The organism is Salipiger sp. CCB-MM3 (genome assembly GCF_001687105.1).
In the GTDB taxonomy this organism is placed as follows: domain Bacteria; phylum Pseudomonadota; class Alphaproteobacteria; order Rhodobacterales; family Rhodobacteraceae; genus Salipiger.
This window is the reverse complement of sequence record NZ_CP014595.1, coordinates 81718-105790: the sequence shown is the minus strand read 5'-3', so window position 1 is coordinate 105790 and position 24073 is coordinate 81718. Positions and strand designations below refer to the sequence as shown.

The 24073-nt window shown below is 66.3% G+C and carries 24 protein-coding genes and 1 tRNA gene; 9 read left to right on the top strand and 16 right to left on the bottom strand.

Annotated features, from left to right (window positions below; all coding sequences use genetic code 11):
* Nucleotides 1-113 precede the first annotated feature (113 nt).
* The 5 genes from AYJ57_RS00535 (at nucleotide 114) to AYJ57_RS00515 (ending at nucleotide 5021) form a co-directional block, all read left to right on the top strand.
* On the top strand, nucleotides 114-1049 hold the full coding sequence (locus tag AYJ57_RS00535) for a nucleoside hydrolase (protein ID WP_066099694.1): 936 nt from the start codon (nucleotides 114-116) through the stop codon (nucleotides 1047-1049).
* A complete protein-coding gene (locus AYJ57_RS00530; RefSeq protein WP_066099692.1) occupies nucleotides 1046-1495 on the top strand; it encodes a GNAT family N-acetyltransferase in 450 nt (149 codons plus the stop codon). Before AYJ57_RS00535 ends, AYJ57_RS00530 begins: the two co-directional genes overlap by 4 nt.
* A 242-nt stretch (nucleotides 1496-1737) precedes the next feature.
* Nucleotides 1738-3156: a protein adenylyltransferase SelO gene (locus AYJ57_RS00525; protein ID WP_066099690.1), complete on the top strand. Its 1419-nt coding sequence runs from the start codon at nucleotides 1738-1740 to the stop codon at nucleotides 3154-3156.
* 147 nt (nucleotides 3157-3303) lie between these two features.
* On the top strand, nucleotides 3304-4035 hold the full coding sequence (locus AYJ57_RS00520; RefSeq protein WP_066099688.1) for a DUF533 domain-containing protein: 732 nt from the start codon (nucleotides 3304-3306) through the stop codon (nucleotides 4033-4035).
* A 17-nt stretch (nucleotides 4036-4052) separates the two neighbouring features.
* Nucleotides 4053-5021, top strand: a complete 969-nt coding sequence (locus tag AYJ57_RS00515) for a DMT family transporter (RefSeq protein WP_066099686.1) — start codon at nucleotides 4053-4055, stop codon at nucleotides 5019-5021.
* 64 nt (nucleotides 5022-5085) lie between these two features.
* On the opposite strand, the gene AYJ57_RS00510 is transcribed toward AYJ57_RS00515, so the two are convergent.
* The 8 genes from AYJ57_RS00510 to AYJ57_RS25790 form a co-directional block, all read right to left on the bottom strand.
* The gene (locus tag AYJ57_RS00510) at nucleotides 5086-5802 is read right to left on the bottom strand and encodes an alanyl-tRNA editing protein (protein WP_066099684.1); all 717 of its coding nucleotides are present in this window, start codon (nucleotides 5800-5802) and stop codon (nucleotides 5086-5088) included.
* Between the two features lie 9 nt (nucleotides 5803-5811).
* Nucleotides 5812-8256 carry a DUF3772 domain-containing protein gene (locus AYJ57_RS00505; protein ID WP_066099682.1) on the bottom strand — a complete coding sequence of 815 codons (2445 nt, stop codon included), beginning with the start codon at nucleotides 8254-8256 and terminating at the stop codon, nucleotides 5812-5814.
* On the bottom strand, nucleotides 8253-9287 hold the full coding sequence (locus AYJ57_RS00500) for a cysteine synthase A (RefSeq protein ID WP_066099679.1): 1035 nt from the start codon (nucleotides 9285-9287) through the stop codon (nucleotides 8253-8255). Before AYJ57_RS00500 ends, AYJ57_RS00505 begins: the two co-directional genes overlap by 4 nt.
* A gap of 59 nt (nucleotides 9288-9346) precedes the next feature.
* Entirely contained in the window at nucleotides 9347-10462 is a 1116-nt protein-coding gene (locus tag AYJ57_RS00495; protein ID WP_066099677.1) for an NUDIX domain-containing protein, read from the bottom strand.
* A 5-nt stretch (nucleotides 10463-10467) separates the two neighbouring features.
* Nucleotides 10468-10908 (bottom strand): TrgA family protein, encoded by a 441-nt coding sequence (locus AYJ57_RS00490; protein ID WP_066099676.1) that lies wholly within the window; start codon nucleotides 10906-10908, stop codon nucleotides 10468-10470.
* Nucleotides 10909-11031: 123 nt separating this feature from the next.
* A complete protein-coding gene (locus AYJ57_RS00485) occupies nucleotides 11032-12453 on the bottom strand; it encodes a cryptochrome/photolyase family protein (RefSeq protein ID WP_066099673.1) in 1422 nt (473 codons plus the stop codon).
* A gap of 195 nt (nucleotides 12454-12648) precedes the next feature.
* The gene (locus tag AYJ57_RS00480; RefSeq protein WP_193789496.1) at nucleotides 12649-13848 is read right to left on the bottom strand and encodes an aminotransferase class V-fold PLP-dependent enzyme; all 1200 of its coding nucleotides are present in this window, start codon (nucleotides 13846-13848) and stop codon (nucleotides 12649-12651) included.
* Nucleotides 13841-14143, bottom strand: a complete 303-nt coding sequence (locus AYJ57_RS25790; protein ID WP_157373887.1) for a hypothetical protein — start codon at nucleotides 14141-14143, stop codon at nucleotides 13841-13843. Before AYJ57_RS25790 ends, AYJ57_RS00480 begins: the two co-directional genes overlap by 8 nt.
* Here AYJ57_RS25790 and AYJ57_RS00475 point away from each other — a divergent pair.
* A complete protein-coding gene (locus AYJ57_RS00475) occupies nucleotides 14126-14383 on the top strand; it encodes a YjhX family toxin (protein ID WP_066099669.1) in 258 nt (85 codons plus the stop codon). The genes AYJ57_RS25790 and AYJ57_RS00475 overlap by 18 nt on opposite strands.
* Before the next feature lie 20 nt (nucleotides 14384-14403).
* Entirely contained in the window at nucleotides 14404-14901 is a 498-nt protein-coding gene (locus AYJ57_RS00470; protein WP_066099666.1) for a GNAT family N-acetyltransferase, read from the top strand.
* Nucleotides 14902-14992: 91 nt separating this feature from the next.
* Here AYJ57_RS00470 and AYJ57_RS00465 read toward each other — a convergent pair whose 3' ends face one another.
* The 3 genes from AYJ57_RS00465 to AYJ57_RS00455 form a co-directional block, all read right to left on the bottom strand.
* Nucleotides 14993-16654, bottom strand: coding sequence for a BCCT family transporter (locus tag AYJ57_RS00465; protein ID WP_066099663.1), 1662 nt, complete (start codon nucleotides 16652-16654; stop codon nucleotides 14993-14995).
* A 77-nt stretch (nucleotides 16655-16731) separates the two neighbouring features.
* Nucleotides 16732-17145 (bottom strand): universal stress protein, encoded by a 414-nt coding sequence (locus AYJ57_RS00460; protein ID WP_066099661.1) that lies wholly within the window; start codon nucleotides 17143-17145, stop codon nucleotides 16732-16734.
* A 311-nt stretch (nucleotides 17146-17456) separates the two neighbouring features.
* Nucleotides 17457-17957, bottom strand: a complete 501-nt coding sequence (locus AYJ57_RS00455) for a DinB family protein (protein ID WP_066099660.1) — start codon at nucleotides 17955-17957, stop codon at nucleotides 17457-17459.
* A gap of 140 nt (nucleotides 17958-18097) precedes the next feature.
* Between AYJ57_RS00455 and AYJ57_RS00450 the strand changes: the two genes are divergently transcribed.
* Both AYJ57_RS00450 and AYJ57_RS00445 read left to right on the top strand, forming a co-directional pair.
* Nucleotides 18098-18174, top strand: a tRNA-Ile gene (locus AYJ57_RS00450).
* A 284-nt stretch (nucleotides 18175-18458) separates the two neighbouring features.
* A complete protein-coding gene (locus AYJ57_RS00445) occupies nucleotides 18459-19550 on the top strand; it encodes a cache domain-containing protein (RefSeq protein WP_066099658.1) in 1092 nt (363 codons plus the stop codon).
* A gap of 79 nt (nucleotides 19551-19629) precedes the next feature.
* Here the strand turns inward: AYJ57_RS00445 and AYJ57_RS00440 are convergent, their stop codons facing one another.
* The 5 genes from AYJ57_RS00440 to AYJ57_RS00420 all read right to left on the bottom strand — a co-directional run bounded on the left by AYJ57_RS00440 (nucleotide 19630) and on the right by AYJ57_RS00420 (nucleotide 24000).
* Entirely contained in the window at nucleotides 19630-20649 is a 1020-nt protein-coding gene (locus AYJ57_RS00440; RefSeq protein ID WP_066099656.1) for an LLM class flavin-dependent oxidoreductase, read from the bottom strand.
* 110 nt (nucleotides 20650-20759) lie between these two features.
* Nucleotides 20760-21527 carry an SDR family NAD(P)-dependent oxidoreductase gene (locus tag AYJ57_RS00435; RefSeq protein ID WP_066099653.1) on the bottom strand — a complete coding sequence of 256 codons (768 nt, stop codon included), beginning with the start codon at nucleotides 21525-21527 and terminating at the stop codon, nucleotides 20760-20762.
* 81 nt (nucleotides 21528-21608) lie between these two features.
* On the bottom strand, nucleotides 21609-22355 hold the full coding sequence (cobA, locus tag AYJ57_RS00430) for a uroporphyrinogen-III C-methyltransferase (RefSeq protein WP_066099651.1): 747 nt from the start codon (nucleotides 22353-22355) through the stop codon (nucleotides 21609-21611).
* A 392-nt stretch (nucleotides 22356-22747) separates the two neighbouring features.
* The gene (locus AYJ57_RS00425; RefSeq protein ID WP_066099648.1) at nucleotides 22748-23347 is read right to left on the bottom strand and encodes a superoxide dismutase; all 600 of its coding nucleotides are present in this window, start codon (nucleotides 23345-23347) and stop codon (nucleotides 22748-22750) included.
* Between the two features lie 89 nt (nucleotides 23348-23436).
* Nucleotides 23437-24000 (bottom strand): hypothetical protein, encoded by a 564-nt coding sequence (locus tag AYJ57_RS00420; protein ID WP_066099646.1) that lies wholly within the window; start codon nucleotides 23998-24000, stop codon nucleotides 23437-23439.
* Nucleotides 24001-24073: the final 73 nt, after the last annotated feature.

Here is a 24073-nt window from a genome sequence, read left to right as displayed (position 1 = left end):
AGATTAACCGCAGCGGGTAACCAGCCGGTGACCGATTGCCGAAAGCCGACAGTCCGCTTGAACCGGACCCGCCCCCGTGCGACGCAAGGACACCAGAAAGTTACGGGCAGATCATGGCACGACGCATCATCATAGACACCGATCCGGGACAGGACGACGCGATTGCCATCCTGCTGGCACTGGCCTCGCCCGAGCTAGAGGTTCTGGGGCTGACCGCGGTCGCCGGAAACGTGCCGCTGGCGCTGACCTCGCGGAATGCACGGATGGTGCTGGAACTTGCCGAGCGCACCGATGTGCCGGTCTATGCGGGCTGCGACACGCCGCTCGCGCGCCCGCTGGTCACCGCCGAACATGTGCATGGCAAAACCGGCCTCGACGGACCGGTGCTGCCCGAGCCGCAGATGGCGCTGCAGGAGGCCCATGCGGTGGATTTCATCATCGAGACGCTGCGCCGCGAGCCAGCGGGCAGCGTCACCCTCTGCCCGCTGGGGCCGCTGACCAATATCGCCACCGCCTTCCGCCGCGCGCCGGACATCATCCCGCGTGTGCAGGAGATCGTGCTCATGGGCGGCGCCTATTTCGAGGTCGGCAACATCAGCCCCGCCGCCGAGTTCAACATCTTCGTCGATCCCGAAGCGGCCGCCGAGGTGTTTGGCGCAGGCGTGCCGCTGGTGGTCATGCCGCTCGACGTCACCCATAAGGCGCTGGTCACCCCCGCCCGCAACGAGGCCTTCCGCGCCTTGGGCAGCAAAGTCGGCACGGCGGTCGCCGAGATGACCGATTTCTTCGAGCGCTTCGATCTGGAGAAATACGGATCGCACGGCGCGCCGCTGCATGATCCCTGCGTCACCGCCTATCTGCTTGCGCCCGGCATCTTCTCGGGGCGGCACATCAACGTCGAGATCGAGACCACATCGGAACTGACCCGCGGCATGACCGTCGCCGACTGGTGGCGGGTCTCTGATCGCGCGCCCAATGCCACTTTCATCGGCGATCTCGATGCCGATGCCTTTTTCACCCTGCTGACCGAAAGACTGGCCAACCTATGAAATCCCTGCATCTTGCCGGCCCCGACGACCTCGAGCGGCTGCTGCCCATGGTGGCCAGTTTTCAGACCGAACGCGCCGGGCAGCAGCCCGACGAAGAGCATCTCTCCGCCGCCCTGACGCCGCTGCTGGAAGGCGCGCCGCAGGGCGCGATCTGGCTTATCGGGCCGCGCAAGGCACCGGTGGGCTATGTGGTGGCGGCCTTCGGCTGGTCGGTGGAAAGCGGCGGGCTGACCGCAACGCTCGACCAGATCTACGTGCGCCCCGCGGTGCGCCGCCGCGGCATGGGCAGCGAAGCGCTGTTCCAGCTTACCCAGGCGCTGCGTCAGGGCGGGGTCACGGCGCTGCAGATGGAGGTCTCGGCCAGCGACGAGCCGCTGCTGCGCTTCTGCCGCCGCGCCCGGCTGCAGGACCGGGACGGCGCGATGCTCATGCGCTGCGCGCTCTGAGGGCGGGGCTAAGGACTGGGGCTGAGGGGCGCTGCCCCTCTTGGCCTGCGGCCAATTCACCCCGGCGTATTTTTAAAGAGAAGAAGACCCGGCGGCTTGGTGTCCACGCTCGAGCAGGAATTCCATCAGCCGTGTCCGGCAAATGGGGAACTAAGGGCATCCATCTGGCGGAATTGCTGGGCGTGAGACAGGGAACCTCGCGGGGGCTTTTCGTTCCTGCCGCGCGGCCTTATCTCTGGGGAATGACCCTTAGCATCCCCTTCGACAACAGCTACGCCCGCCTGCCCGAGGGCTTTTACGCCCGGCTCGATCCGGCGCGCGTCGCCGCGCCCGAGCTTATCGCCTTCAACAGCGGCCTCGCGCAGGATCTTGGAATCAGCGGCGAGGACGATCCCCTGCTCGCCGCGATCTTTGCCGGCAACACCCTGCCCGGCGGCGCCGAGCCGCTGGCGCAGATCTATGCCGGGCATCAGTTCGGCGGCTTCTCGCCGCAGCTCGGCGATGGCCGCGCGCTGCTGCTGGGCGAGGTGGTGGATCGCAGCGGCACCCGCCGCGACATCCAGCTCAAAGGATCGGGGCCCACGCCCTTTTCCCGGCGCGGTGATGGGCGCGCGGCGCTGGGACCGGTGCTGCGCGAATATGTGGTCTCGGAAGCGATGCATGCGCTTGGCGTGCCCACCACCCGCGCCCTTGCCGCTGTGCGCAGCGGCGAGCAGGTCTACCGCGAGACAGTGCTGCCCGGCGCGGTGCTCACCCGTGTTGCCGCCAGCCACATCCGCGTCGGCACTTTCCAACTGTTCGCCTCGCGCCAGCAATACGATCAGCTGCAGCAGCTTTTCGACTACACCCGCGACCGGCATTACCCCGAGGCCGAGACCCCCGGCGCGCTTCTGGCGGCGGTGTGCGCGCGGCAGGCCGAACTGGTGGCGCAATGGATGTCGCTGGGGTTCATCCATGGCGTGATGAACACCGACAATTGCACGCTTTCGGGCGAGACCATCGATTATGGTCCCTGCGCCTTCATGGATCACTATGATCCAAACACCGTCTATTCCTCGATCGACCGCTATGGGCGCTATGCCTATCAGGCGCAGGCGGATGTGATCGTGTGGAACATGGCGCAGCTGGCAACGGCGCTGGTGCCGCTGGTGCAGGACCAGCAGGCGGCGGTGGATGAGTTCACCACCATCGTCAACGGCATGCCCAACCTCATTCGCGCCGCCTGGCTGCGCCGCTTCGGCGCCAAGCTCGGGATCGCCGATGCGCAGGCCGAGGACGCGCCGCTGATCGCCGATCTGCTGGGGATGATGCAGGCGGGCGGCTCTGATTTCACCAATACCTTCCGAGCGCTCGCCAGCGGTTCGGCACGCGACGAGATCACCGACCGCAGCGCCTATGACCTCTGGCACGCCCGCTGGCAGGAACGCATCGCCCGGGCGGACGCCCCCGAAGCGCTCATGCGGCGCACCAACCCGGCCTTCATCCCGCGCAACCACCGGATCGAGCAGATGATCGCCGCCGCGCTAGAAGGTGACGACCGGCCCTTCCACCATCTGAACGCGGTGCTCGCCCGGCCCTATGAGGACCAGCCGGAGGCCGAGGAGTTACGCCGCCCGCCCGCGCCGTCGGAAGTGGTGCAGGCGACCTTCTGCGGCACCTGAGCCGCTTCGGCGTCATTTCGCCAAAACCGGCTCGGGCCCGCGCCGCCGCTCTTTAAGCCGAGGTTTTCTCTTCACCCCTGCTGGTGCTTCCGGCAAGCTGCCCTAGGGACACTGACGTGAGTTGACCACAACCAAGGGAGAGAGAAGATGAGCCTCATGGGCACACTGGCGAAGATCGCCGTCGGATACGCCGCTGCGCGCGGGGTCGACCGTCTCTCGGGCGAACAGGGGCTCGGGCCGCTGATCGGCGGCAAGGCGCAATTGCCCGGCTCGGAGCCCGGCACCAACCTGCAGGCGCAGATGGGCAAGATGCTCGGCGGCAGCGGCAATCCGCTGGGCGCCATCGTCGAGCAACTGCAAAAGAGCGGTCTGGGCAACCTGCCGGGGATGGATCAGGCCGGTCAGGCGGCAAGCTCTGGCCTTGCGGGGATGCTCGCCGCCATGGCCAAGGCCGCCAATATGGGGGGCAAGAACCTCGGCTCGATGCTCGACCAGATGAGCACCGCGCAGGCCGCCCCCGAGGCCGAAACCGCCGCCGGGCTGATGCTGCGGGCGATGATCCAGGCGGCCAAGGCAGACGGCGACATCGACAAGGCCGAGCAGGCCAAGCTGATGGACACGCTCGGCGATGACGCCAGCGCCGAGGATATCGCCTTCCTCAAGGCGCAGCTTGCGGCAAAGGTCGACCCAGAGGCGCTGGCCAAGGACACGCCGGACGCGCAAAAGACGCAGGTCTATTCGGCCTCGCTGATGACCATCACGGTGGACACGCAGAAAGAGGCGGAGTATCTGGATCGCCTCGCCAAGGCGATGGGCCTGCCTGAGACCGCAGTCAACGCGCTGCATATGCAGATGGGCCTGCAGCCGCTCTACACCTGACTTACCCGAAGGCCCGCATGCAAAGACCGCCGCACTATGGCCTGGGGCTCGCCGCCCTGGGCGCTCTCGTCCTGACCCCCGACACGCTGCTTATGCGGCTGTCGCAGATGGACGGGCTGGCGATGCTGGTCTGGCGCGCGCTGGCGCTCGGCGCGGTGTTCTGGGCGATCTTCCTGCTCACCAGCCGCGCGCCGCGCAACCTTGGCCTGCTGCTGACCCGGCCCGGGCTGACGGTGATCGCCTGCCAGAGCGCCAATGCCGCGCTTTTCTCGCTCGGCATCTCCATGGCGCCGGTGGCCGTGGTGCTCTTGGCGGTGGCAACCATGCCGGTCTGGGCGGCGTTGCTGTCGCGGCTGCTCTATGGCGAGCCGACGCGGCGGTCCACATGGATCACCATGGCGGCGGTGCTGCTCGGCATCGCGCTGGCGGTCAGCGGCAAGGGCGGCACGGGCCATGGCACCACCGAGGCCAGCAACACGCTGATCGGCGCGCTCTGCGGGCTGGGTGTGGCGCTGACCCTCGGGCTCAGCTTCGTCACCCTGCGCCATGCGCCGCGCCTGCCGCTGCTGCCGGCGATGGGCAGCGGCGCGCTGATCTCGGGGCTCTGTGGGCTGGTGCTGATCGCGCCGGGCGCGCTGACCGATGGAAACGCGCTGCCGATCCTCGCCACCGGCCTGCTGATCCTGCCAATCTCTTTCTTCTGCCTCAGCTCGGCCTCGCGCCACACGGCGGCGGCCAACGTCAGCCTGCTGATGCTGCTCGAGACGGTGCTGGGCCCGGTCTGGGTCTGGGCCTTCCTGCCCGAGAGCCCGGGGCCCCGGATGCTGCTTGGCGGCGCCATCGTGGTGGCAAGCCTCGCGCTTTACATCCTCAGCACGCGGCGCCGTCCGGTCCCGGCTTCTTCTCTTTCCAAATACGCCGGGGGTGAGGCGCCCTGCGCCGAGGGGGCGGAGCCCCCTGCTCGCCCGCCAGCCGCGCGCCCCTGAGGGGTCGCGACCGGCGCTCTCACAGGCCTCTCTCACACGTCCGAGCACACCGCCGAACAGCGCCTCACTCGACCAGCAGGTTGACCCGCCGGTTCTGCTTGCCCTTGTTCTCGATCTTGCCGAGGCGGATTTCCCCGATCTCGCCGGTGCGCGCCACATGGGTACCGCCGCAGGGCTGCAGGTCGATCTGCTCGTCGCCTTCGCCGATCCGCACCAGCCGCACATGGCCCGCGCCGCGCGGCGGCTGCACGCTCATGGTCTTCACAAGCTCGGGGTTGGCGTCGAGCTGCGCCTCGGTGATCCAGTCTTCGCTCACCGGCAGATCAGCGGCGACAAAGGCGTTGAGCTGCGCTTCCATCGCCTCGCGGTCCTCGGGCGGTTCGGGCATGAGGAAATCCAGCCGCCCCTTGCCTGCGCCGATCTGGCCGCCAGTGACCGGCAGCGGCAGCGCCACCGACAGAAGATGCAGCGCGGTGTGCACGCGCATGTGGCGGTGCCGACGCTCCCAATCGAGGTGCTGGGTGACATGCGCGCCGACCATCGGCAGCGGTTTCGGCTCGGCGGGAACCAGCACGATCGCGCCGTCCTCGCCCTTCACCGCTGTGGCGATCTCGATCTCGCCGCCGGGCCAGCTGAGCCGCCCGCTGTCGCCGGGCTGGCCGCCGCCGGTGGCATAGTACAGCGAGGCATCGAGGATTATCCCGCCCTCTTCGGTCAGGCCGATCACTTCGCCCGGCGCCTCGCGGCGGTAGGCATCTTCAAGGAACAGACGCTCGGTCAACTCTCTCTCCTAGGCATCATCCGGCCCGGCGGTCGGGAAGTCTTCGTCCCGATGCTCGGCCGTGGTCTCTGTATCGCTATCGCGCGGCACCTGTTTCTCGCCGCTCTTGCCACCATCTTTGGCCTGCGGCGGCACCGCATTGCTGCGCAGCGCCTCGGGATTGCGCAGCCAGATGTCGCGCTGCGCGAAGGGGATCTCGATCCCTTCTTCGGTGAAGCGGCGGGCGATCTCGTGGTTGAAGTCCGACAGGATGTTCAGCTTCTGGTTCACGTCGCGCACGATGGCGCGGATCTCGAACTCCAGCGAATCCGCGCCAAAGCGTGCGAAGACAACCGAGGGTTCGGGGTTCAGCAGCACCATATCGTGCTGACGCACGATGCGCAGCAGAATGTCTTCGACGAGCCGCGTGTCGGTGCCATAGGCCACACCCACCGAGGCGAAGACCCGCCCGATGACGTTGCCGCGGGTGAAGTTGGTCACCGTGCCCGAGATGAAGTCCGAGTTCGGCACGATCACATCGGTGCGGTCGAAGGTCTCGATCCGTGTGGCGCGCACCGAGATATCTTTGACGATGCCCATATTGGGGCCGACCTCGATCCAGTCGCCTTGGCTGATGGGCCGTTCGATCAGCAGAATGATGCCCGACACGAAGTTCTGCACAATGTTCTGCAGGCCGAAACCGATGCCGACCGACAGCGCCGAGATGACATAGCCAAGCGCGGTGAGGTTGATGCCCGCCGCGGTGATCGCAAAGACCGCCGCCAGCATCACGCCAGCGTAGCCGAGCCCCGACACCACCGCGTTTTGTCCGCCGATGTCGAGCCGCGTCTTGGGCAGGATCGAACTGCGTAGCCCGCTCTGCAGCAGCCGCGTGACGCTATAGCCCACCGCAAAGACCACCAGCATGGTCAGGAAACTGGTCGGCGAGATGCGCGTGTCGCCCAGCAGGAAGCCTTCCTGAAAGCGCGCCCAAAGCTCCGTCAGATCGGCGATCCGCGCGCCCCAGATCAGCGCCAGCGCGGGCAGAGCCAGCAGGATGATCACAAAGCCCGCCAGCACCGTGACGAGGCTGTCGTTAGGATCCTTGCGGGTGATCAGCGCATAGAGATCGCGCACGAAACGCTGCAGCACCAGCACCAGCGCCAGCAGCGACAGCGTCTGCACCGCCGGGAACACCATGCCTTGGCCGACGCGGTGATAACCGATGGCCGCAAGGATCGGGCCGGCGACGGAAAGGAAAATCGCGCCGCGTCCGATCAGCCGGGCGATCTGCATGCGGAAGGTCGAGCCTTCCAGCAGCGTGCCCTCGCCGTCCGTGTCTTCGCTGTCCTCTTCGCTCAGCGCCGACAGGATAAGCCCGAGCCGGAACAGCATCAGCGCCGACAGAAGCAGCAGCGGGAAGTCGAGAACCGCGATGGTTTCTTCGCTGAAGTCGTAAAGCTGGGCCAGCGTTTCGCCCATGCCGCGCAGCACGAAGAGCACCGCCAGCACTGAGGAATAGAGCCACGCTTCGGTGCGTTGCCAGCTGGGTAGCGGCATGGTGGCAATCGAGTCGTCGCTGTTGAAGCTCTGATCCGCGAGCCAGCGGATGTAGAGCAGCACCATCCCCCAGATCGGCACGCTGATCAGGATGACGTTCAGGTTCTCGCCCGGCAGCCCCGAGATCTCGGCGGCCACCACCAGCAGGATCAGCCCCGCCAGCGGCACGATGATCGAGCCCAGCGAGGCGACGAAGCGCCACACGCCGGTGCCCCGCCGGGTGCGCCGGCGCAGCATCTCTTCGAGCTTGATGATCCAGCGCGGTCCCCGCAGCAGCAGCAGGATCGACAGACCCACCACAAGCACGATCACCGGCAGGTTTTCGCGGGCGGTGGCCCGGATCGTCTCGGAGGCAAGGTTGTCGCGCACGCCCTGCACCACCGACGCGCCCGCGCCCATGACTTCGCTGAACGCGGGCCCCCAGAGCTGCGGGTTGAGCGGTGACGGTCCGAGCGTCAGCAGCCGGTTGGTCTGCAATTCCCGGATATTGCCGTCGATTTCGCTGATCAGACCGTTGGCCTGCGTATAGGCCTCTTGCGCGCGGCGCCCCGGCGCCTGCGCCTGCGACAGCTGATCGTTCAGATCCGCGCGGCGCTGCGCAATGTCCTCAGCCTCACTCTCGCCCTCCGCCGGGGGCGGCCCCAGCGTCTCAAGCTGCGACTGAAGCGTGTCGATCCGGCCCGCGTTGGTGCTTTCGGCCTGCAGGAAACTGTCGCGCCAGCCAGCGATCTCGCGGCGCAGATCTTCGTATTCCTTGACCGTCGCCTCGCCGCCGTCGATCAGCGTGTCGGCCTTCTCGACGGTGCTCAGCCATTCCTTGTAGTCTATGTCAGACTGCGCCTGCGCGACCGTGAAGGTCGCGCAGAGAAGCAGCATGGCAATCGCGGCGAGGCCGCGCCGGATCAGGGCAGTCATACGTCCTCGAAAACACCCGGGATCGACGCCGGCGAGCGGTCGAGCCAGCCGGGAACCGGCAGATCGCGCGAGCGCAGGAAGCTCGGGTTGAACAGTTTCGACTGGTAGCGGGTGCCGTAGTCGCAGAGGACCGTGACGATCGTGTGGCCCGGACCCATCTCCTTGGCCATGCGGATGGCCCCGGCGACGTTGATGCCCGACGAGCCGCCGACGCAGAGCCCTTCCTCGGCCAGCAGATCAAACACCACCGGCAGCGCCTCGGCGTCGGGGATCTGATAAGCGAAATCGGGGGTGAACCCTTCGAGGTTGGCGGTGATGCGGCCCTGCCCGATGCCCTCGGTGATCGAGTCGCCCTCGGATTTCAACTCGCCGGTGGTGTAATAGCTGTAGAGCGCCGCGCCCATCGGATCGGCCAGCCCCACCTTCACGCCCTTGGGCTGCAGCGCCATACCGGTGCCGGCCAGCGTGCCGCCCGAGCCCACGGCGCAGATGAAGCCGTCGACCTTGCCGCCGGTCTGCTCCCAGATCTCGGGGCCGGTGGTTTCCACATGCGACAGCCGGTTGGCCACATTGTCGAACTGGTTGGCCCAGATCGCGCCGTGCTTTTCGGTCTTGGCCAGCTCTTCCGCCAGACGGCCCGAATAGCGCACATAGTTGTTGGGGTTGCGGTAAGGCGCCGCCGGTACCTGCACCAGTTCGGCACCGGCCAGACGGATCATGTCCTTCTTTTCCTGAGACTGGGTCTCGGGAATCACGATCACCGTGCGGAAGCCCATCGAGGCGCCGACAAGCGCAAGGCCGATGCCGGTGTTGCCCGCGGTGCCCTCGACGATGGTGCCGCCGGGCTCGAGCAGCCCCTTCTCCATCGCGTCCTTGATAATGAACAGCGCCGCGCGGTCCTTCACCGACTGGCCGGGGTTCATGAATTCGGCCTTGGCGAGGATCTCGCAGCCCGTCATCTCGCTGGCTTTCCGCAGCCGGATCAGCGGCGTATTGCCAACCGCTTGTGCAAGATCTTGTGCCACGCGCATGGGTATCTCCCCTTGGTCTAACCGTTGGAGCACAGGTGTAGGGCGTGAGGGGGGTGAACTCAAGCCGCCGCGCGGAGCCTTTCACGCTGACGTGCCAGCCACAGCAGCATCATCGCCAGCGGCCCGGCGTTCACCTCGCCGCTTTCGACCAGCGCCATGGCGTCCTCGAAGGGCAGCACATGGCTGCGGATGTCTTCGTTCTCGCTGTCGAGACCGCCCAGACCGCCGCCGTGCTCGCCCAGATCGCAGAGCCCGAGGAAGCAATGAAAGAATTCGCTGGTGTAGCCCGGCGAGGCATAGACCCGCATCATCGGCTCCAGCGACCCCAGATGCAGCCCCGCTTCCTCGACCGCCTCACGCCGGGCGCAATCCTCGGGGCTTTCGCCCGCATCGACGAGCCCCGCCACCGGCTCGAGAATCCACGGATGGCGGTCCTCGCGCAGGATCGGGCCATAGCGCATCTGTTCGATCAAAAGCACCAGATCGCGCTCGGGGTCATAGGGCAGCACCAGCGCAGCATCATAGGCCACGAAGCCCTCGCGCTGGATCACATCCGACATCGCGCCATCAAAGCGCTCATGTTGCAAGGAAAACTGCCGCATCCGGAAAAACCCGTCATGCGCCGAACTGTCCGAGACGATCCGCACCGCAGTCTCGCGCGTCCGGTCAGAGCGCAGCACACACGGGGTCTCGCGGTCCGCGAGCGCCCGCGACCATGCGCGCGCGGCAAGGTAAGGACGGATCGCCCGGACCATGGCGGCGGGCCGTTGGCCATAGCCGCGCATGATCTCCCGCGCGATCTCGCACGCCAGGGCACCCTGCGCGTGTGCCCAAGTCTCGGCGTCAAAGCGCGGCTGACCCTCGGCACTCTCTTCCGACACAGGCGCATGAACGGATTCCTGCACCTGCGGCACGTCGACCGGCACAAAATCGCTCTCCGACCAGCCGGTGAAATAGCACAGCCGCTCCAGATCCTGCGCCCCGCCGTCCGTCACCAGAACGCCCGCCGCGCTCTCGCCTTGGGCCTTGCACAGGCGGGTCAGCGTGTCCGCGCCGCCCGCAGGTGCCAGCACCGCGTGATCGGGCAATTCTGCCGGAACCAGCACCGGCACCCGGCCAAGAACGATCTCCAGCAGCGGCGGATAGGCCAGCGTGCCGGTCAGAAACATCGTCATCGCGCTTATCTCCAGTTGCGTGCTGCAAGCTCCGTCAGCATGCCGGCGATGACAGCACCGGCGAGCATCAGAAAGATGAACCCGCCATCGAACAGAAGCGCGCCGAAGTCCAGAGTAAGTTCGAACACGGCTGCGAAGGCTTCCATCACACCGTCGTAACGATGCCGCATCGCAAGGCGGGTCATCTCATTGATCGCCTGCACGAAGAGCCCGCAGGCCACCAGCGCCGCCGCCGATGTCAGCCCCGCCGAGATGCCATGCGCATAGCCGCGGGACGCCTGCCCGCCCAGCAAGACCCAGCCAATCACCAGACCGAGCACGACATTGACCCAGCGAAAATAGCCGAAGTCCTGCATCTGCTCCAAGGTCACCATCAGGTACCCCGAGGCGAGATAGGCCAATCCCGCAAGGCACAGGGCGCCAACAAGGCGCGCAGCAGTCGTCATTAACAAGACCCCCCGGAAACACGTACGTAAAAATACCGTGTCAGCTAACTCCGCTCTCCCGATGGATGCAAGAGAGCCCGTAAGCTTCCGTGAGGGCCGTTGCCGTTGCGCCGCGCGTGCCTGTCAGAAATCGCGCTCTTCATAAGCGCTCAGCGCCGCCTGCCGCCCCTCAGAGGCGCTCACCACCGGCTTTGGATAGCCATCCTTAGGCGACAGGTCCCAGCTGCGCGGCACCGCCTCGAAGTAATCCAATGCGTCCTGCGGCGGCTGGCTTTGGCCCTCGGCGATCCAGCGGCGGCGGTAGGCGCCTTTGGGGTCGAATTTTTCGGCCTGCGTCTCGGGGTTGAAGACGCGGAAATAGGGCGCCGCATCGGGGCCGCAGCCCGCCACCCATTGCCAGCCCATGGCGTTCGAGGCCGGATCCCAGTCCACGAGGCAATCGTCGAACCACGCCATGCCGATGCGCCAATGCACCATCAGATGTTTCGTCAGGTAACTTGCGACGATCATCCGCGCACGGTTGTGCATATAGCCGGTGACATACATCTCGCGCAGCGCCGCGTCGACGACCTCCATGCCGGTGCGGGCCTGCTCCCACGCCCGCACTTCCCTGAGGCGGCGGTCCTCCTTCCACGGAAAAGCCTTCCATTCCTCACGCCAGTTGTCCTCGAGCATATGCGGCGTGTGCCACATCAGATGATAGGCAAACTCGCGCCACGCCAGTTCGGCGAGAAATTTTCCCGCGCCCGCCTTGCCGTCCGCCTGCGCCCGCAGCCCCGCGTGCCAGCAGCGCGCCGGGCTGATCTCGCCTAGGCTGAGATATTCCGACATGCGCGAGGTGCCCTCGACATCGAGCCGGTCGCGCATCTCACCATAATCCCCGACCCCATCGCGGATGAACGCCCCGAGCCGCGCCTGCGCCGCCGCCTCTCCGGGCTTCACATGTTTGGCGAGCACTTCGGCACCCCGGTTCATCGCCGCGCCGAGTTGCCAATCCGTCAGCGCCTCGCTCTCCGGCCAGTCCGCTGGCGCGCGCAGGTCCGAAGGTTCCGGCAAGGGCGCAGGCACCTCGCGCTCCTTCACCGCGCGCCAGAACGGGCTGTAGACCTTGTAATACCCGCCCTGCTTGGTCTCCACGGTCCATGGCTCGAACATCACATGCCCGGCAAAGCTGCGCGCGTCGATCCCGTCTTCCTTCAGCGCCGATTTGATGTCGGCGTCGCGCTCCACCGAGGCCGGGTCATAGGCGCGCTGCCAATAGACCGCGCCCGCCCCGGTCTCGCGCACCAGCGCCGGGATCACCTCGCGCGCAGGCCCCGCCCGCAGGATCAACTTCGACCCTTTCTCCTCCAGCGCCTCCATATACGCCGCCAGCCCCTGCTCCAGCCGCCATTTCGGCGCCGCGCCAAGCGCCTCGACCGTGCTGTCCCGCACGAACACCGGCATCACCGGCCCGCCGCGCTCCACCGCAGCCGAAAGCGCCGCGTGGTCGGACAGCCGCAGATCGCGCCGGATCCACACCAATGTCGGGGACTGGTCACTCATCGCTCACCTCCTGCTCGTGCCCCAAGCTGGCCCGCAAGCGCAGGCGGTCAAGCACAGACGGCACAAGCCCTTTCATCTTTCCCAAAATACTCAAGCACCGCGCCCCAACAGGACGCGGCGCGCGGCAGATGCCCGCCCCCACCTTTCATTGTTCCCTTAAATACGCAGCCCGCCACCCCGCGGATCACCGGCCCCTCAAAGAACCTCATCCAGAGCCGCGATCAGCTTCGCGATCTCCGCCTCCGAGGTGTAATGGGTGAACGACAGCCGCAGCACGCCTTTCTCGGGGTCCACACTCTGCGCCTGCAGCGCGCGCACCGCGTAGAAATCGCCGCCCCCCGCCATGATGCCGCGCGCCGCCAGCGCCTCGTTCAGTTCGGCGGCGGGACGCGCGTGTTCCAGCGCCACGGTGGGCGCGCGGCGCTCGGCGTCCGACGGCCCCAGCAGGCGCACGGAATTGCGGCCCGAGAGATAGTCGAGCAAAGGCGCGGTCAGCGCCACTTCCTGCGCGCGCATCATGTCCGCCACGCCGCGCGCATCGGTGCCGTGATGGGCGGCCTGCGCGTCGATGTAATCGGCCATCCCGGCGCAGGCGGCGACCTGTGCATGGTCCGGCCCGGCGGGGGTGAAACGCTTGTAGAGGGTGCCCGCGTTGAAGAAATGTCCTTGGTTCGGCAGGGCCTCGCCAAGCGCGCGGCGGATGACCATCAACCCCTGATGCGGCCCGTAGGTCTTATAGGCGGAAAAAAGGTAGATATCCGCCCCCAGCGCGCCCACATCGGGAAAGCCATGCGGCGCATAGCTCACCCCATCGACGCAGGCATAGGCCCCGGCGGCGTGGATCATCGTGCAAATCTCGGCCACCGAGTTGATCTCGCCCACCACGTTCGAGCAATGCGGGAAGCACACCAGCCGCACCTTCTCGTCGAGCAGATCGGCGAGCGCCGCCGGGTCGAGATGGCCGGTCTCGGGATCCATCCGCCACTCCCGCACCTCGATCCCCTCCTCCGCCAGCCGCCGCCACGGGCCGGAGTTCGCCTCATGGTCCTGATCGGTGACGATGATCGCCTCGCCCGGCTTCAGGAAGCGGCGGAAGGCGTTGGCCAGTACGAAGGTGTTGGCGCTGGTCGAGGGGCCAAAGCTCAACTCCTCGGTTTCCACGCCCAGAAGCGCCGCCATGCGGCTGCGGGCCTCATCCATCTCGGCGCCCCCGGCCTCGGCGGGCGCATAGGGGCCATAGGGCTGCATCTTGCGCTGATGGTAAAAGCGCGTCAGCCGGTCGATCACCGCACCGCAGGTGTAGGAGCCACCCGCGTTCTCGAAGAAGGCGAGATCCCGCAGCGAGGGCTCGGCAAAGGCGGGGAACTGGGCACGGGTGAAATCGACGTCAAGCATCAGGCGCTCCTTGCAATTTGCGCAAATTCTCCCGCACCAAAGCCGCGCCGCGCGGCAGGGTCAAGGTGGTGACGCGGCGGCACAGGTGCTTGCGGTGCGGCGCCTGCGCGCTTATCTTTCTCTCAGCACCGCCGATCGTGGCGGCCGCAATGGAGAGTAAATGCTCGAGCTTGTCTGAATAGGCTCCCGCGCCGATGCGCCGGAGCCGCTGAAAACCCCGCAGAACCGGGTCCTTTCGAGGGCCTGCGTTATCGCGTTTTTCATTCAGGCAAATATCATGAATATCTCGAAACACGAAAACCGTGTGCTGCACGTGCTGGCACAGGGTGGCCGCATCTCACACGAACGTTGCGGCAGCCGCATCACCGACATCACCTGCATCACCACCGACGGGATGATCCTGTCGTCCTGCTCGCTGGAGATTTTCCAGCGACTTCGACGAAAACGGCTGGTCGCTTCGAAGGGCGGCGGCGCGTATCGTATCTCCGAGCGCGGGCGGCGGCTGGTCGCAGCCCGCCCCGACAACCGAGTTTAGGCTCGTTCAGGGAGGCAAACATGCAGATCAGACCGGAACGACCGGAAGAGGCCGAAGCGATCTCGGCCCTCACCACCCACGCCTTTGCCACCGCCCCGCATGCGGATGGCACCGAGGCGCAGATCGTCGAAGGGCTGCGCGCGTCCAGCGCGCTGACCCTCTCGCTGGTCGCCGATGAGGGCGGCACCCTTCTGGGCCATGTGGCCGTCTCGCCAGTGCAGGTGGACGGGCATTGGGGCTGGCAGGGGCTGGGGCCGATCTCGGTGCTGCCCGAGCGGCAGGGTACCGGCATTGGCGCGGCGCTCATGCACGCGGCGGTCGAACAACTGCGGGCCTCTGGCGCGCATGGCATCGTGCTGGTGGGCGATCCGGCCTTCTACACCCGCTTCGGCTTTCGTGCGGCACCGGGAATCGCGCTGACGGGCATCCCGCCCGAAGCGATCCTTGCGCTGCCGTTCCACGAGGCCATGCCCGAGGGTGCGCTGCGGTTTCACGAGGCCTTTGGGCTCGAATACTGAACCCAGCGGGCTTCAAACCGCGTAGCGCGAAAACCAAACGCGGGCCCAGAGGGGCCCGCGCTTTTTCTTTCCAGAGGTCAGACCCGTCGGGTCAGCCGCGCGGCTCGGCGCGCAGGCCGCGCCAGATCGCAAGGCACATGATCAGCAGCACGATGGTGAACGGCAGACCGGTCGAGATGACCATCGACTGCAGCGACGACAGGCCGCCCGCCGAAAGCAGCAGCACGATCGCCACCGCACCTTCGAAGACCGCCCAGAACACACGCTGCGGAACCGGTGCATCGACCTTGCCGCCTGCGGTGATCGTGTCGATCACCAGTGAGCCGGAGTCCGACGAGGTGACGAAGAACACGATCACCAGCACCACCGCGATTACCGAGGTGATCGACGACATCGGCAGCCCCTCCAGCATCGCAAAGAGCGAGAGCGGCGGGTTGTAGCTGTCGATCACATTGGCTTTCACCATGCTGTTGGCCGGATCGCTCAGCACTTGGTCAATCGCCACGCCGCCAAACACCGCCATCCACAGCACGCAGACGAGGCTCGGGATGATCAGCACGCAGATCACGAACTCACGCACGGTGCGACCACGGCTGACGCGGGCGATGAACATGCCCACGAACGGCGACCAGCTGATCCACCACGCCCAGTAGAACGAGGTCCAGCCCTGCACGAAGTCGGTGTCTTCGCGGCCAACCGGGTTCGACAGCGGCACGAGGTCCACCAGATAGGCGCCGAGCCCGCTGAAGAAGTCCGAGAAGATCATCATCGTCGGGCCAACCGCCAGCACGAACACCAGCAGCAGCGCCGCAAGGCCCATGTTGATCTCGGACAGGACCTTCACCCCGCCGTCGAGACCGCGCACCACCGAGACCAGCGCAATCGCGGTGATGCCGGAGATGATCAGCACCTGCATGGTCGAGCCGATCGGAACGCCGAACACATGGTTGAGGCCCGCGTTCACCTGCTGCGCGCCAAAGCCCAGCGAGGTGGCAAGACCGAAGAGCGTGGCAAAGACCGCAAGGATGTCGATGATATGGCCCCACCAGCCCCAAACACGTTCGCCCAGCAGCGGATAGAAGGCCGAGCGCACGGTCAGCGGCAGGCCCTTGTTGTAGGAAAACAGCGCCAGCGCCAGCGCCATCACCGCGTAGATCGCCCAAGGGTGCAGACCCCAGTGGAAGATCGTCGCCGCAAGGCCCATGGTCTTGGCCGCTTCGACGTTCTCGGGGATCAGGTTGCCATCTGCGTCAAAGGGCGACGGCACGCCGAGCGGCGAGCTGACCGCCATGTGATAGACCGGCTCGAGCACGCCGAAGAACATGAGGCCAATGCCCATGCCCGCGGCGAACAGCATCGCGAACCAGCCCGCGTAGCCGTAATCGGGCGTCGCTTCGGCCCCGCCGAGGCGCACCTTGCCCATCGGCGAGACGATGAGCACGAGGCAGAAGATGACAAAGATGTTCGCCGCGCCAAGGAAGAACCAGTCGAAGGTCTTCGTGGCGAAGGAGAACAGCCAGCTGAACACCGCGCCCGCCTGTTCCGGCAGCGCGAGCGTGTAGAACACGAAGGCCACGACCACCGCACCCGAGATGAGGAACACCGGGTTGTGGATGTCGAGGCCGAACGGGCCGATTGTGGTTTCGATATTGTCCTGACCGATTTCATAGTCGGTCTGGATGATGTCCGACGCGCCTTCCGGCGCGGGGATACCCAGATCCTCGGTGTCTTCCGTGGAGTTGTTGTCGCTCACGTGTGGACCCTCCTTATTGTGTTGTCTTGTTGTGTGGTTCTTGGCGGTGTGCCTGTGTCATGAGCCTGAGAGGTGGCTCAGCGCACCACCATGACCGAGACTTTTGCGCGGGATGCCACCGTGCCGCCGTTGGACGGCCAGAAGTGGTCGGCGATGCCGGGGATATGGCTGGCCATCACCACGAGGTCGGCATCGGTATCGAGAACCGCCTTCACCAGCGCCGGATCAAGGTCCACCGCCGGATCATGGGTGATCACCGGAACAGACTCCGCCTCGACGCCAGCCGCGAGAGCCTTGGCCTTGGCGAAAACGGCGAGTTTCTCGCCATATTCCTCCGGTGTGTGCGCGATCGACGAGGGCGTCGACGCGCTGACCCCGACATAGATCAGCTTGGCTCCGTAATGCGCGGCCAGATCCCCCGCCACGTCCAGAGCCTTCTGCAGCCGATCCGCATGGGTCAAATCGACCGGCACCATGATGCGTTTGAACATGGGTCCCTCCGTCTTTCACGGCCCCTGTGCGGGCCTGCGTGCCTGTTTCAGCAAGGCGCGACAGTGGCGCTGAGCCTCTGATCCCGCCTGCCCCTCTGTCACCCGCCGCGGCGGCCGATGCCCGCGCCAGCCTTGGGCAATTGCCGTTGGCGCGGGGCCGCAACGGCCCGGCGGACCCCCGGCGCGCCATCAGCTAGCGCACGGAGACGTGAGGTAAAGGTTACATTTATTTTAGCTGCGGACCAAGCTTAGCCTGCCCCAGCGTCAGCGCGGCGGCTTTTCCCGCCCCCTCGCTTAGCCCAGACCCGGGATCACTGCGAAGGCATCAGAAACAGATCGCTGACCCAGCCCGCGCCGCCCGCCGCGGTGACCATCGCATGGATCTGTCCGCGGTGATGGGTCTGGTGGTTGAACATATGCGCGATGCACAGCGCTTTCGGCTGCTGCTGCTCGCGCCCGCTCGCCCCCGACCACCAGCGCAAATCGCCCGACAGATCGGCGCTGCCGAGGGCCTCCGCCCAGCCCAGCATATGCGCGTCCAATGTCTGCCGCTCTGAAGACCATTCAGACAACCCATCGGTCAGCGCCAAGCTGTCTGCAATGCCGCCCTCCGGCCGCGCGACATCCGAAAGTCGGCTGAGCCACATGCGATCGGCCCAGAGAAGATGGTTGGCGGTGGCAAGAATGGAGCCAAAGAACGCGCCCCTCTGCGCCGTCAGATCCTGCGGCGGCAGCAAGGCGATCTCCGCCTGCATCAGCCGGTTCTGCCAGTCGTTATAGCGCGCGAGGCGCTGCACATCTGCTTGGTCCATCCGCTCTCTCCTGCTGGCCTGAGGCGCCGCATCCGGGCGGAAGTTAAGACCACCGCGGCCACAGCCGCAACTTATGCGCGTCCGGATCGGCAGAACCCCACTTGACCGGACCTGCGGGGATGCTAGTGAGGCGGGACGGTGGGCCTGTAGCTCAATTGGTTAGAGCAGGGCGCTCATAACGCCTTGGTTGCGGGTTCAAGTCCTGCCGGGCCTACCACAACCGCCATATTCGGCGATCCCTCCCCTTGAACATTCCCCTGACGTCCAACTCTCTGCGCTGCAAAGGCAAACGTGGTGCTGCGGCCCTCTGCTTTCCAAGCGCCGGGTCGACAATCCATGCCTCCAGCATGTGATTTGACCAATTTGCGCCACAGTTAGATCAAAGTTTCTCCGCTTAGTTAACCTAAACGATTCATTAACCACTGAGCAGATGCCCACTCCGGGCACCAAGAGCCTGAGGGCAAGGTCGCAAGTAACTATAAGTGATAAGGGGTAAACCTCATGCCGGACCGTCTTGATCGCCACCCGAAACTCGCCACCTCTTTTGTGGGTGTCATGTCTTTCGTCGTGATCGCGGCCACTGCCGCTGCCATCTTTGGCATCCGCTGGCAGGCAGAGGATTACGAGGTGCGTCTGCAGCGCGAACTGGGGCTGCGCAGCGCGCAGGCTCTCTCGCAGACCTTCAACAAGGCGATCGAACGGGAATGGGACTCGCTGCGCGCCGTCGCCGCCCGGACCGCCGACGCCTCCACCGAGGAAATGCAGGACTTCGCCGACGCCGTCATTCAAGCCGGTGGTCAGGTGGCCTGGGTCGGCTTCGCCTCGCCCGACGGCATGATCATCGCCGGTTCTCGCGGCGAGCGGGTCGGAGAGGCCGCGGATCAATGGAACTGGTTCAAGTCCGGCTTCAGCGGCGAGACCGTGGGGACCGCCTGGACCAAGAAGAACGGCGACGAAAGCGGCGAGCGCTTCATCAACCTGTCGATGCCGGTGACCGATCAGAACGGTGACACCGTAGCCGTGGCCGTTTACCGTCTGCGCATCGCGTGGGTTGCCGATTACATGGCCGATGCGGCCAGCAACCTCGCCGTCGGCGCGATCATCCGCGACCGCAAGGGCCAGACCATCGTCGACACCCGCGGCGACGACCACACCGAAGAACTGCCGCCGCGCGTCGAAGGCATGATCCTCGCAGGCCGTCCCGACGCCGACCGCACCGCCCTGCAGCGCACCGACGAAGGCCATCTCTATGCCGTGCTGCCCAGCTTCACCCACGCGTCGATGCCGGGCTTTGGCTGGACGCTGATCGTCGATGTGCATGCGGACAGCTTTGCCGAGGCCCTGCCCGACTTCATGCGCGGCGTGAACATTATGATCGCGGCGGTCGCCCTTGGCACCCTGCTCTGCGCGGCGCTGCTGTTCCGCCACCTCACGCGCCCGTTCCAGCGCCTCATCCAGACCGCCACCGCGCTCGCCGATGGTCAGGTCGTCTATCCTCGCGAAGAGCAGACCACCCGCGAAAGCATGCTTCTGTCGGCGGTGCTCGCGCGGCTCCAGACGCAAATCCAATCGCTGCGGGCCACGACCCGCTAAGGGTTGACCGCACCACAAAAACGGCCCGCAGCGGAAATGCTGCGGGCCTTTTGCTTTGCGGATCGCGGAAGGGGCTGGCTCAGGCGGACGCCGCCGCCTTGGGCTCTGCACCCTGCCCCAGCACGTCGGCGGCGATCTCAAAGCTTTTCAGCCGCGCCGCGGGATCGTGGATCATCCCGGTCAGGATCATCTCATCTGGCTGGTAGCGCGCGATCAACGCCTCAAGCTGCTCCGCGACCGCCGCACGATCGCCAACCGCAGAGATCCGCAGCGCCGAATTGGCGGCGGCAAGGTAGCGCGGATCGGTGGCCGCCTCGATATCGTCCAGCGGGCGCGGCAGCTTGCCGGGGCGTCCGGTGCGCAGATTGATGAAGGCCTGCTGCTGCGAGCTTTTCAGCCGCAACGCCTCCTCGGTGGTGTCCGCGGCCCAGACGTTGGCCGCCAGCATGAAATGCGGCTCCTGCGTCACCCCCGGCTGGAACCGGCTGCGGTAGACGTCGATCGCCTGCTCCAGCGCGTCGGGTGCGAAATGCGAGGCAAAGGCGTAAGGCAGCCCGAGATGCGCCGCCAGCTGCGCGCCGAAGAGCGACGAGCCGAGGATCCACACCGGCACATGCGTGCCCTCGCCGGGCACCGCGCGCACCGGCTGGTGCGGCTCGGCGGGTTGGAACAGGCCAAGCAGTTCGACCACATCTTCGGGGAAGCGATCGGCGCTCTGCGCCATATTGCGGCGCAGCGCCATGGCGGTGGTCTGATCCGAGCCCGGCGCGCGCCCGAGGCCAAGGTCGATGCGCCCGGGAAACAGCGTCTCCAGCGTGCCGAACTGTTCGGCGATGACCAGCGGCGCATGGTTGGGCAGCATGATGCCGCCCGCGCCCACGCGGATGGTCTTGGTCGCCGCAGCCACCTGTCCGATCACCAGCGAGGTCGCCGCCGAGGCGATGCCGGGCATATTGTGGTGCTCGGCCAGCCAATAGCGCGCGTAGCCCCAGGCCTCGGCGTGCTTTGCCAGCTCGAGCGTGTTCTGCAGCGCCTGCGCCGTGGTGCCGCCTTCGGGCACCGGCGAAAGGTCGAGCAGGCTGTAGGGAATGCGGGTCATGGAGAACCTCTTTGTCGTGTCGACCCTCGATATAGGCGCCGCATGCCCGCACCGTCACCCTGCACAGGCGCACACAGCGCGCCCGAACCTGTGCACCCGCACAAACTGCCTCAGCGCGCCGCCATGCGGATCGCGCCGTCGAGGCGGATCACCTCGCCGTTCAGCATCGGGTTCTCGACGATATGCTGCACCAGCGCGGCATATTCCGCCGGATCGCCAAGCCGCGCCGGGAACGGCACCTGCTGGCCAAGGCTGTCCTGCACCTCCTGCGGCAGCCCCTGCATCATCGGCGTCAGGAAGAGCCCCGGCGCGATGGCGCAGACGCGAATACCGCTCGGCGCCAGATCGCGCGCCATGGGCAGTGTCATACCAACCACACCGCCCTTGGAGGCGGCATAGGCCACCTGCCCGACCTGCCCCTCATAGGCGGCCACAGAGGCGGTGTTGACGATGACGCCGCGGTTGCCGTCCTTGTCCAGCGGCGCGTTCTGCGCCATCAGCGCCGCCGCCTGCGAGGCGACGTTGAACGTGCCGGTGAGGTTGATGGCGATGGTCTTGGCAAAGAGCGCCGGATCATGCGCCACGCCGCGCGAGACGGTCTTGGCCCCCGGCGCGATCCCGGCGCAGCTGACCGCCACATGCAGCGCGCCCTGCGCCGAGCTGACCTGCGCCAGCGCGGCGGCGACGCTCTCGGGGTCGGTGACATCGGTCTCGATAAAGCTGCCGCCGATATCGCTTGCCGTCACCGGCCCGCGCTCGGCATCCTTGTCCAGCAGCACCACTTTGGCGCCAAGCCCCGCGAGCCGCACCGCCGTCGCCGCGCCAAGCCCCGAAGCGCCGCCCGACACCACGGCCACGACATTTTCGTCGATCTGCATGAAATCCTCCAGTTTCTCCTCGGGCGCGAGATGACCGCAGCCAAGGCCCCGCGTCCAGCAGGCGGGCGGAGGGACGTTGCGTCAGCCCTCGCGCGTGGCCGCTTCGATCACCGGGCTGCCAAGCGCGCCATAGAGGATCATCACCACGGCGCGGCTCGGCGCTTCCTTCAGCGTCTCGCCCAGTTCCGCCACGGTGGAGGCGACCATGCGCTGCCCGGCCTTGCTGACGTTCTCGGCCATCAGCGTCGGCGTCTCGGGCGGCAGCCCCGCCGCGATCAGCCGCTCTGCCAGCTTCGAAAAGGTGCGCCGACCCATGTAGACGCAGGTGACCGCCTCGGGATCGGCCAGCGCGGGGAGGTTCATCTCTTCGGGCAGCGCGCCGGTGACGTCATGGCCGGTGACGAACTGCAGCCGCCGCGCGGTGAGCCGCCGGGTGAGCGGCATAGACGCCGCCGCAGCCGCAGCCGAGGCCGAGGTCACGCCCGGCACCACCTCGAAGGGAATGCCCGCCTCGGTCACCGCGGCGATTTCTTCCTCGAGCCGTCCGAAAATGCCCGCGTCGCCCGATTTCAGCCGCACCACATGTTGCCCCGACAGCGCATGTTCGACCAGCAGCGCGCTGACGTATTCCTGCTTTGGCGAAGGGCAGCCCGCGCGCTTGCCCACGGCGACCATCTCGGTGCCCGCGTTGCAAAGCTCGAGGATCGGACCGGAGGCGAGATCGTCATAGAGCACGGCATCGGCGGCCTGCAGGCACTTCAGCGCCCGCACGGTCAGCAGATCGGGGTCTCCGGGACCGGAAGAGACGAAACTGACAAAGCCGGACATGGGGCCTCCGTGAGCGGAATGAGCGGTGCGCCCCCTGCTACGCTGCGGAAGGGAGCGGTGCAAGACGGCGCTGCCGCGACAGGGGCCGGCGTTCACCCGGCGGGCTCCGGCCCGTCCAGGCACTTTCCCAGCCGGAGCAAGGCGCGCAGCGCCGCCGGCCAGCGGCCGACCGCCCCCCCGGGCGGCCGCTTCTTTGACGTTACCGCGCGCTCGGCGGTTCAGCGGTGCGGCACGATAAAGCGCTGCCCCTCAAGCGCCACAAGCGGCAGCCCGCGGTCGCCCCCTGGCCTCTGGTCCGCCTGTAAGAAGACTCGCGGCTCCCCCAGCCCCACAAAGAAAACGCCCCGCACCTTGCGGTACGGGGCATCAAATCTCGACCTGTGGTCAGGACATCAGAGGCGCGAGGCCACGTTTTCCCAGTTCACCAGGTTGTCGAGGAAGTTCGCCAGATAGGCCGGACGCTTGTTGCGGAAGTCGATGTAGTAGGAGTGCTCCCACACGTCGCAGCCAAGCAGCGCGGTCTGGCCGAAGCACAGCGGGTTCACGCCGTTCTCGGTCTTGGTGATCTTCAGGCCACCGTCGGTGTCTTTCACCAGCCAGGCCCAGCCCGAGCCGAACTGGCCAGCGCCAGCGGCCGAGAAGTCTTCCTTGAACTTGTCGAAGGTGCCGAAGGACTCGGTGATCGCCTTTTCCAGCTCACCCGGAAGCGCGTTCTCGCCCGGACCCATCATTTCCCAGAACTGGGTGTGGTTCCAGTGCTGCGAGGCGTTGTTGAACAGGCCGGACTGGGCGACAGCGCCGGACTCGTAGGTGCCCTTGACGATCTCTTCCAGCGACTTGTCCGCCCACTCGGTGCCGTCGATCAGCTTGTTCAGCGTGGTGACGTAGGTGTTGTGGTGGATGTCGTGGTGATACTCCAGCGTCTCCTTGGACATACCCTTGGAGGCCAGCGCGTCGTGGGCATAGGGAAGGTCGGGAAGTTCAAAGGACATATGCGTTTCCTTTCGCCTGTCTGTGAGTTTGAGTGTATTCCTAGACCTGCTACACGCGAGGTCAAGCTAAGTTCCGTGTACCATTGCACTCAGGGCTGTGCGGCAAGCTCGTTCAGCGGTGCGCCTTCGCAGATGCCACTGGCCTGAAACACCCGGTCAAATCCCGCCGGGATCGCGGTGACGACAACCTCTCCGCTGCGCTTGTCGAACCCTGCGCGGTAGAGCATTCGCCGCGTCTGCTGCGCCCCTGATCCGACCGGATAATCCCATGTAAAGCTGATCCTGCGCGTGCTGTCGCTGGCCACTTTGCCCAGCACCGGCAGGCCGAAGTTATAGCTCAGCGCGATCGGGTCCGAGATGATCACGCGGCCAGTTTCGGGATCATGGGCGATGAACAGCACGGGCGGAATCCAGCGCTGACTGTAGGGCACATGAATACGGCATAAATATCCGATCGCCCCTGCCGGAATCACCAGCGGCACCACCTCCGCCGCCGGCGCGTCCAACGCACGATCCTGCCGCGCGGCGGGGGCTCCGCCCGCCCAAAGCGTCTGAGCGCTCAGCGCAACCGGCCCCGCAAGCGCACCGATCTGCGCCGCCACACCCAGTTGGCGCAGGGCGATGCGGGCGATGGTATGCGCTTGAAACCTCATCCGATCGCCCTTCTCCCTTGCGGTACGTCTGCCGACGCTACGGGTGCCGGGCCAAAGGTGCAATGAGCTTCGC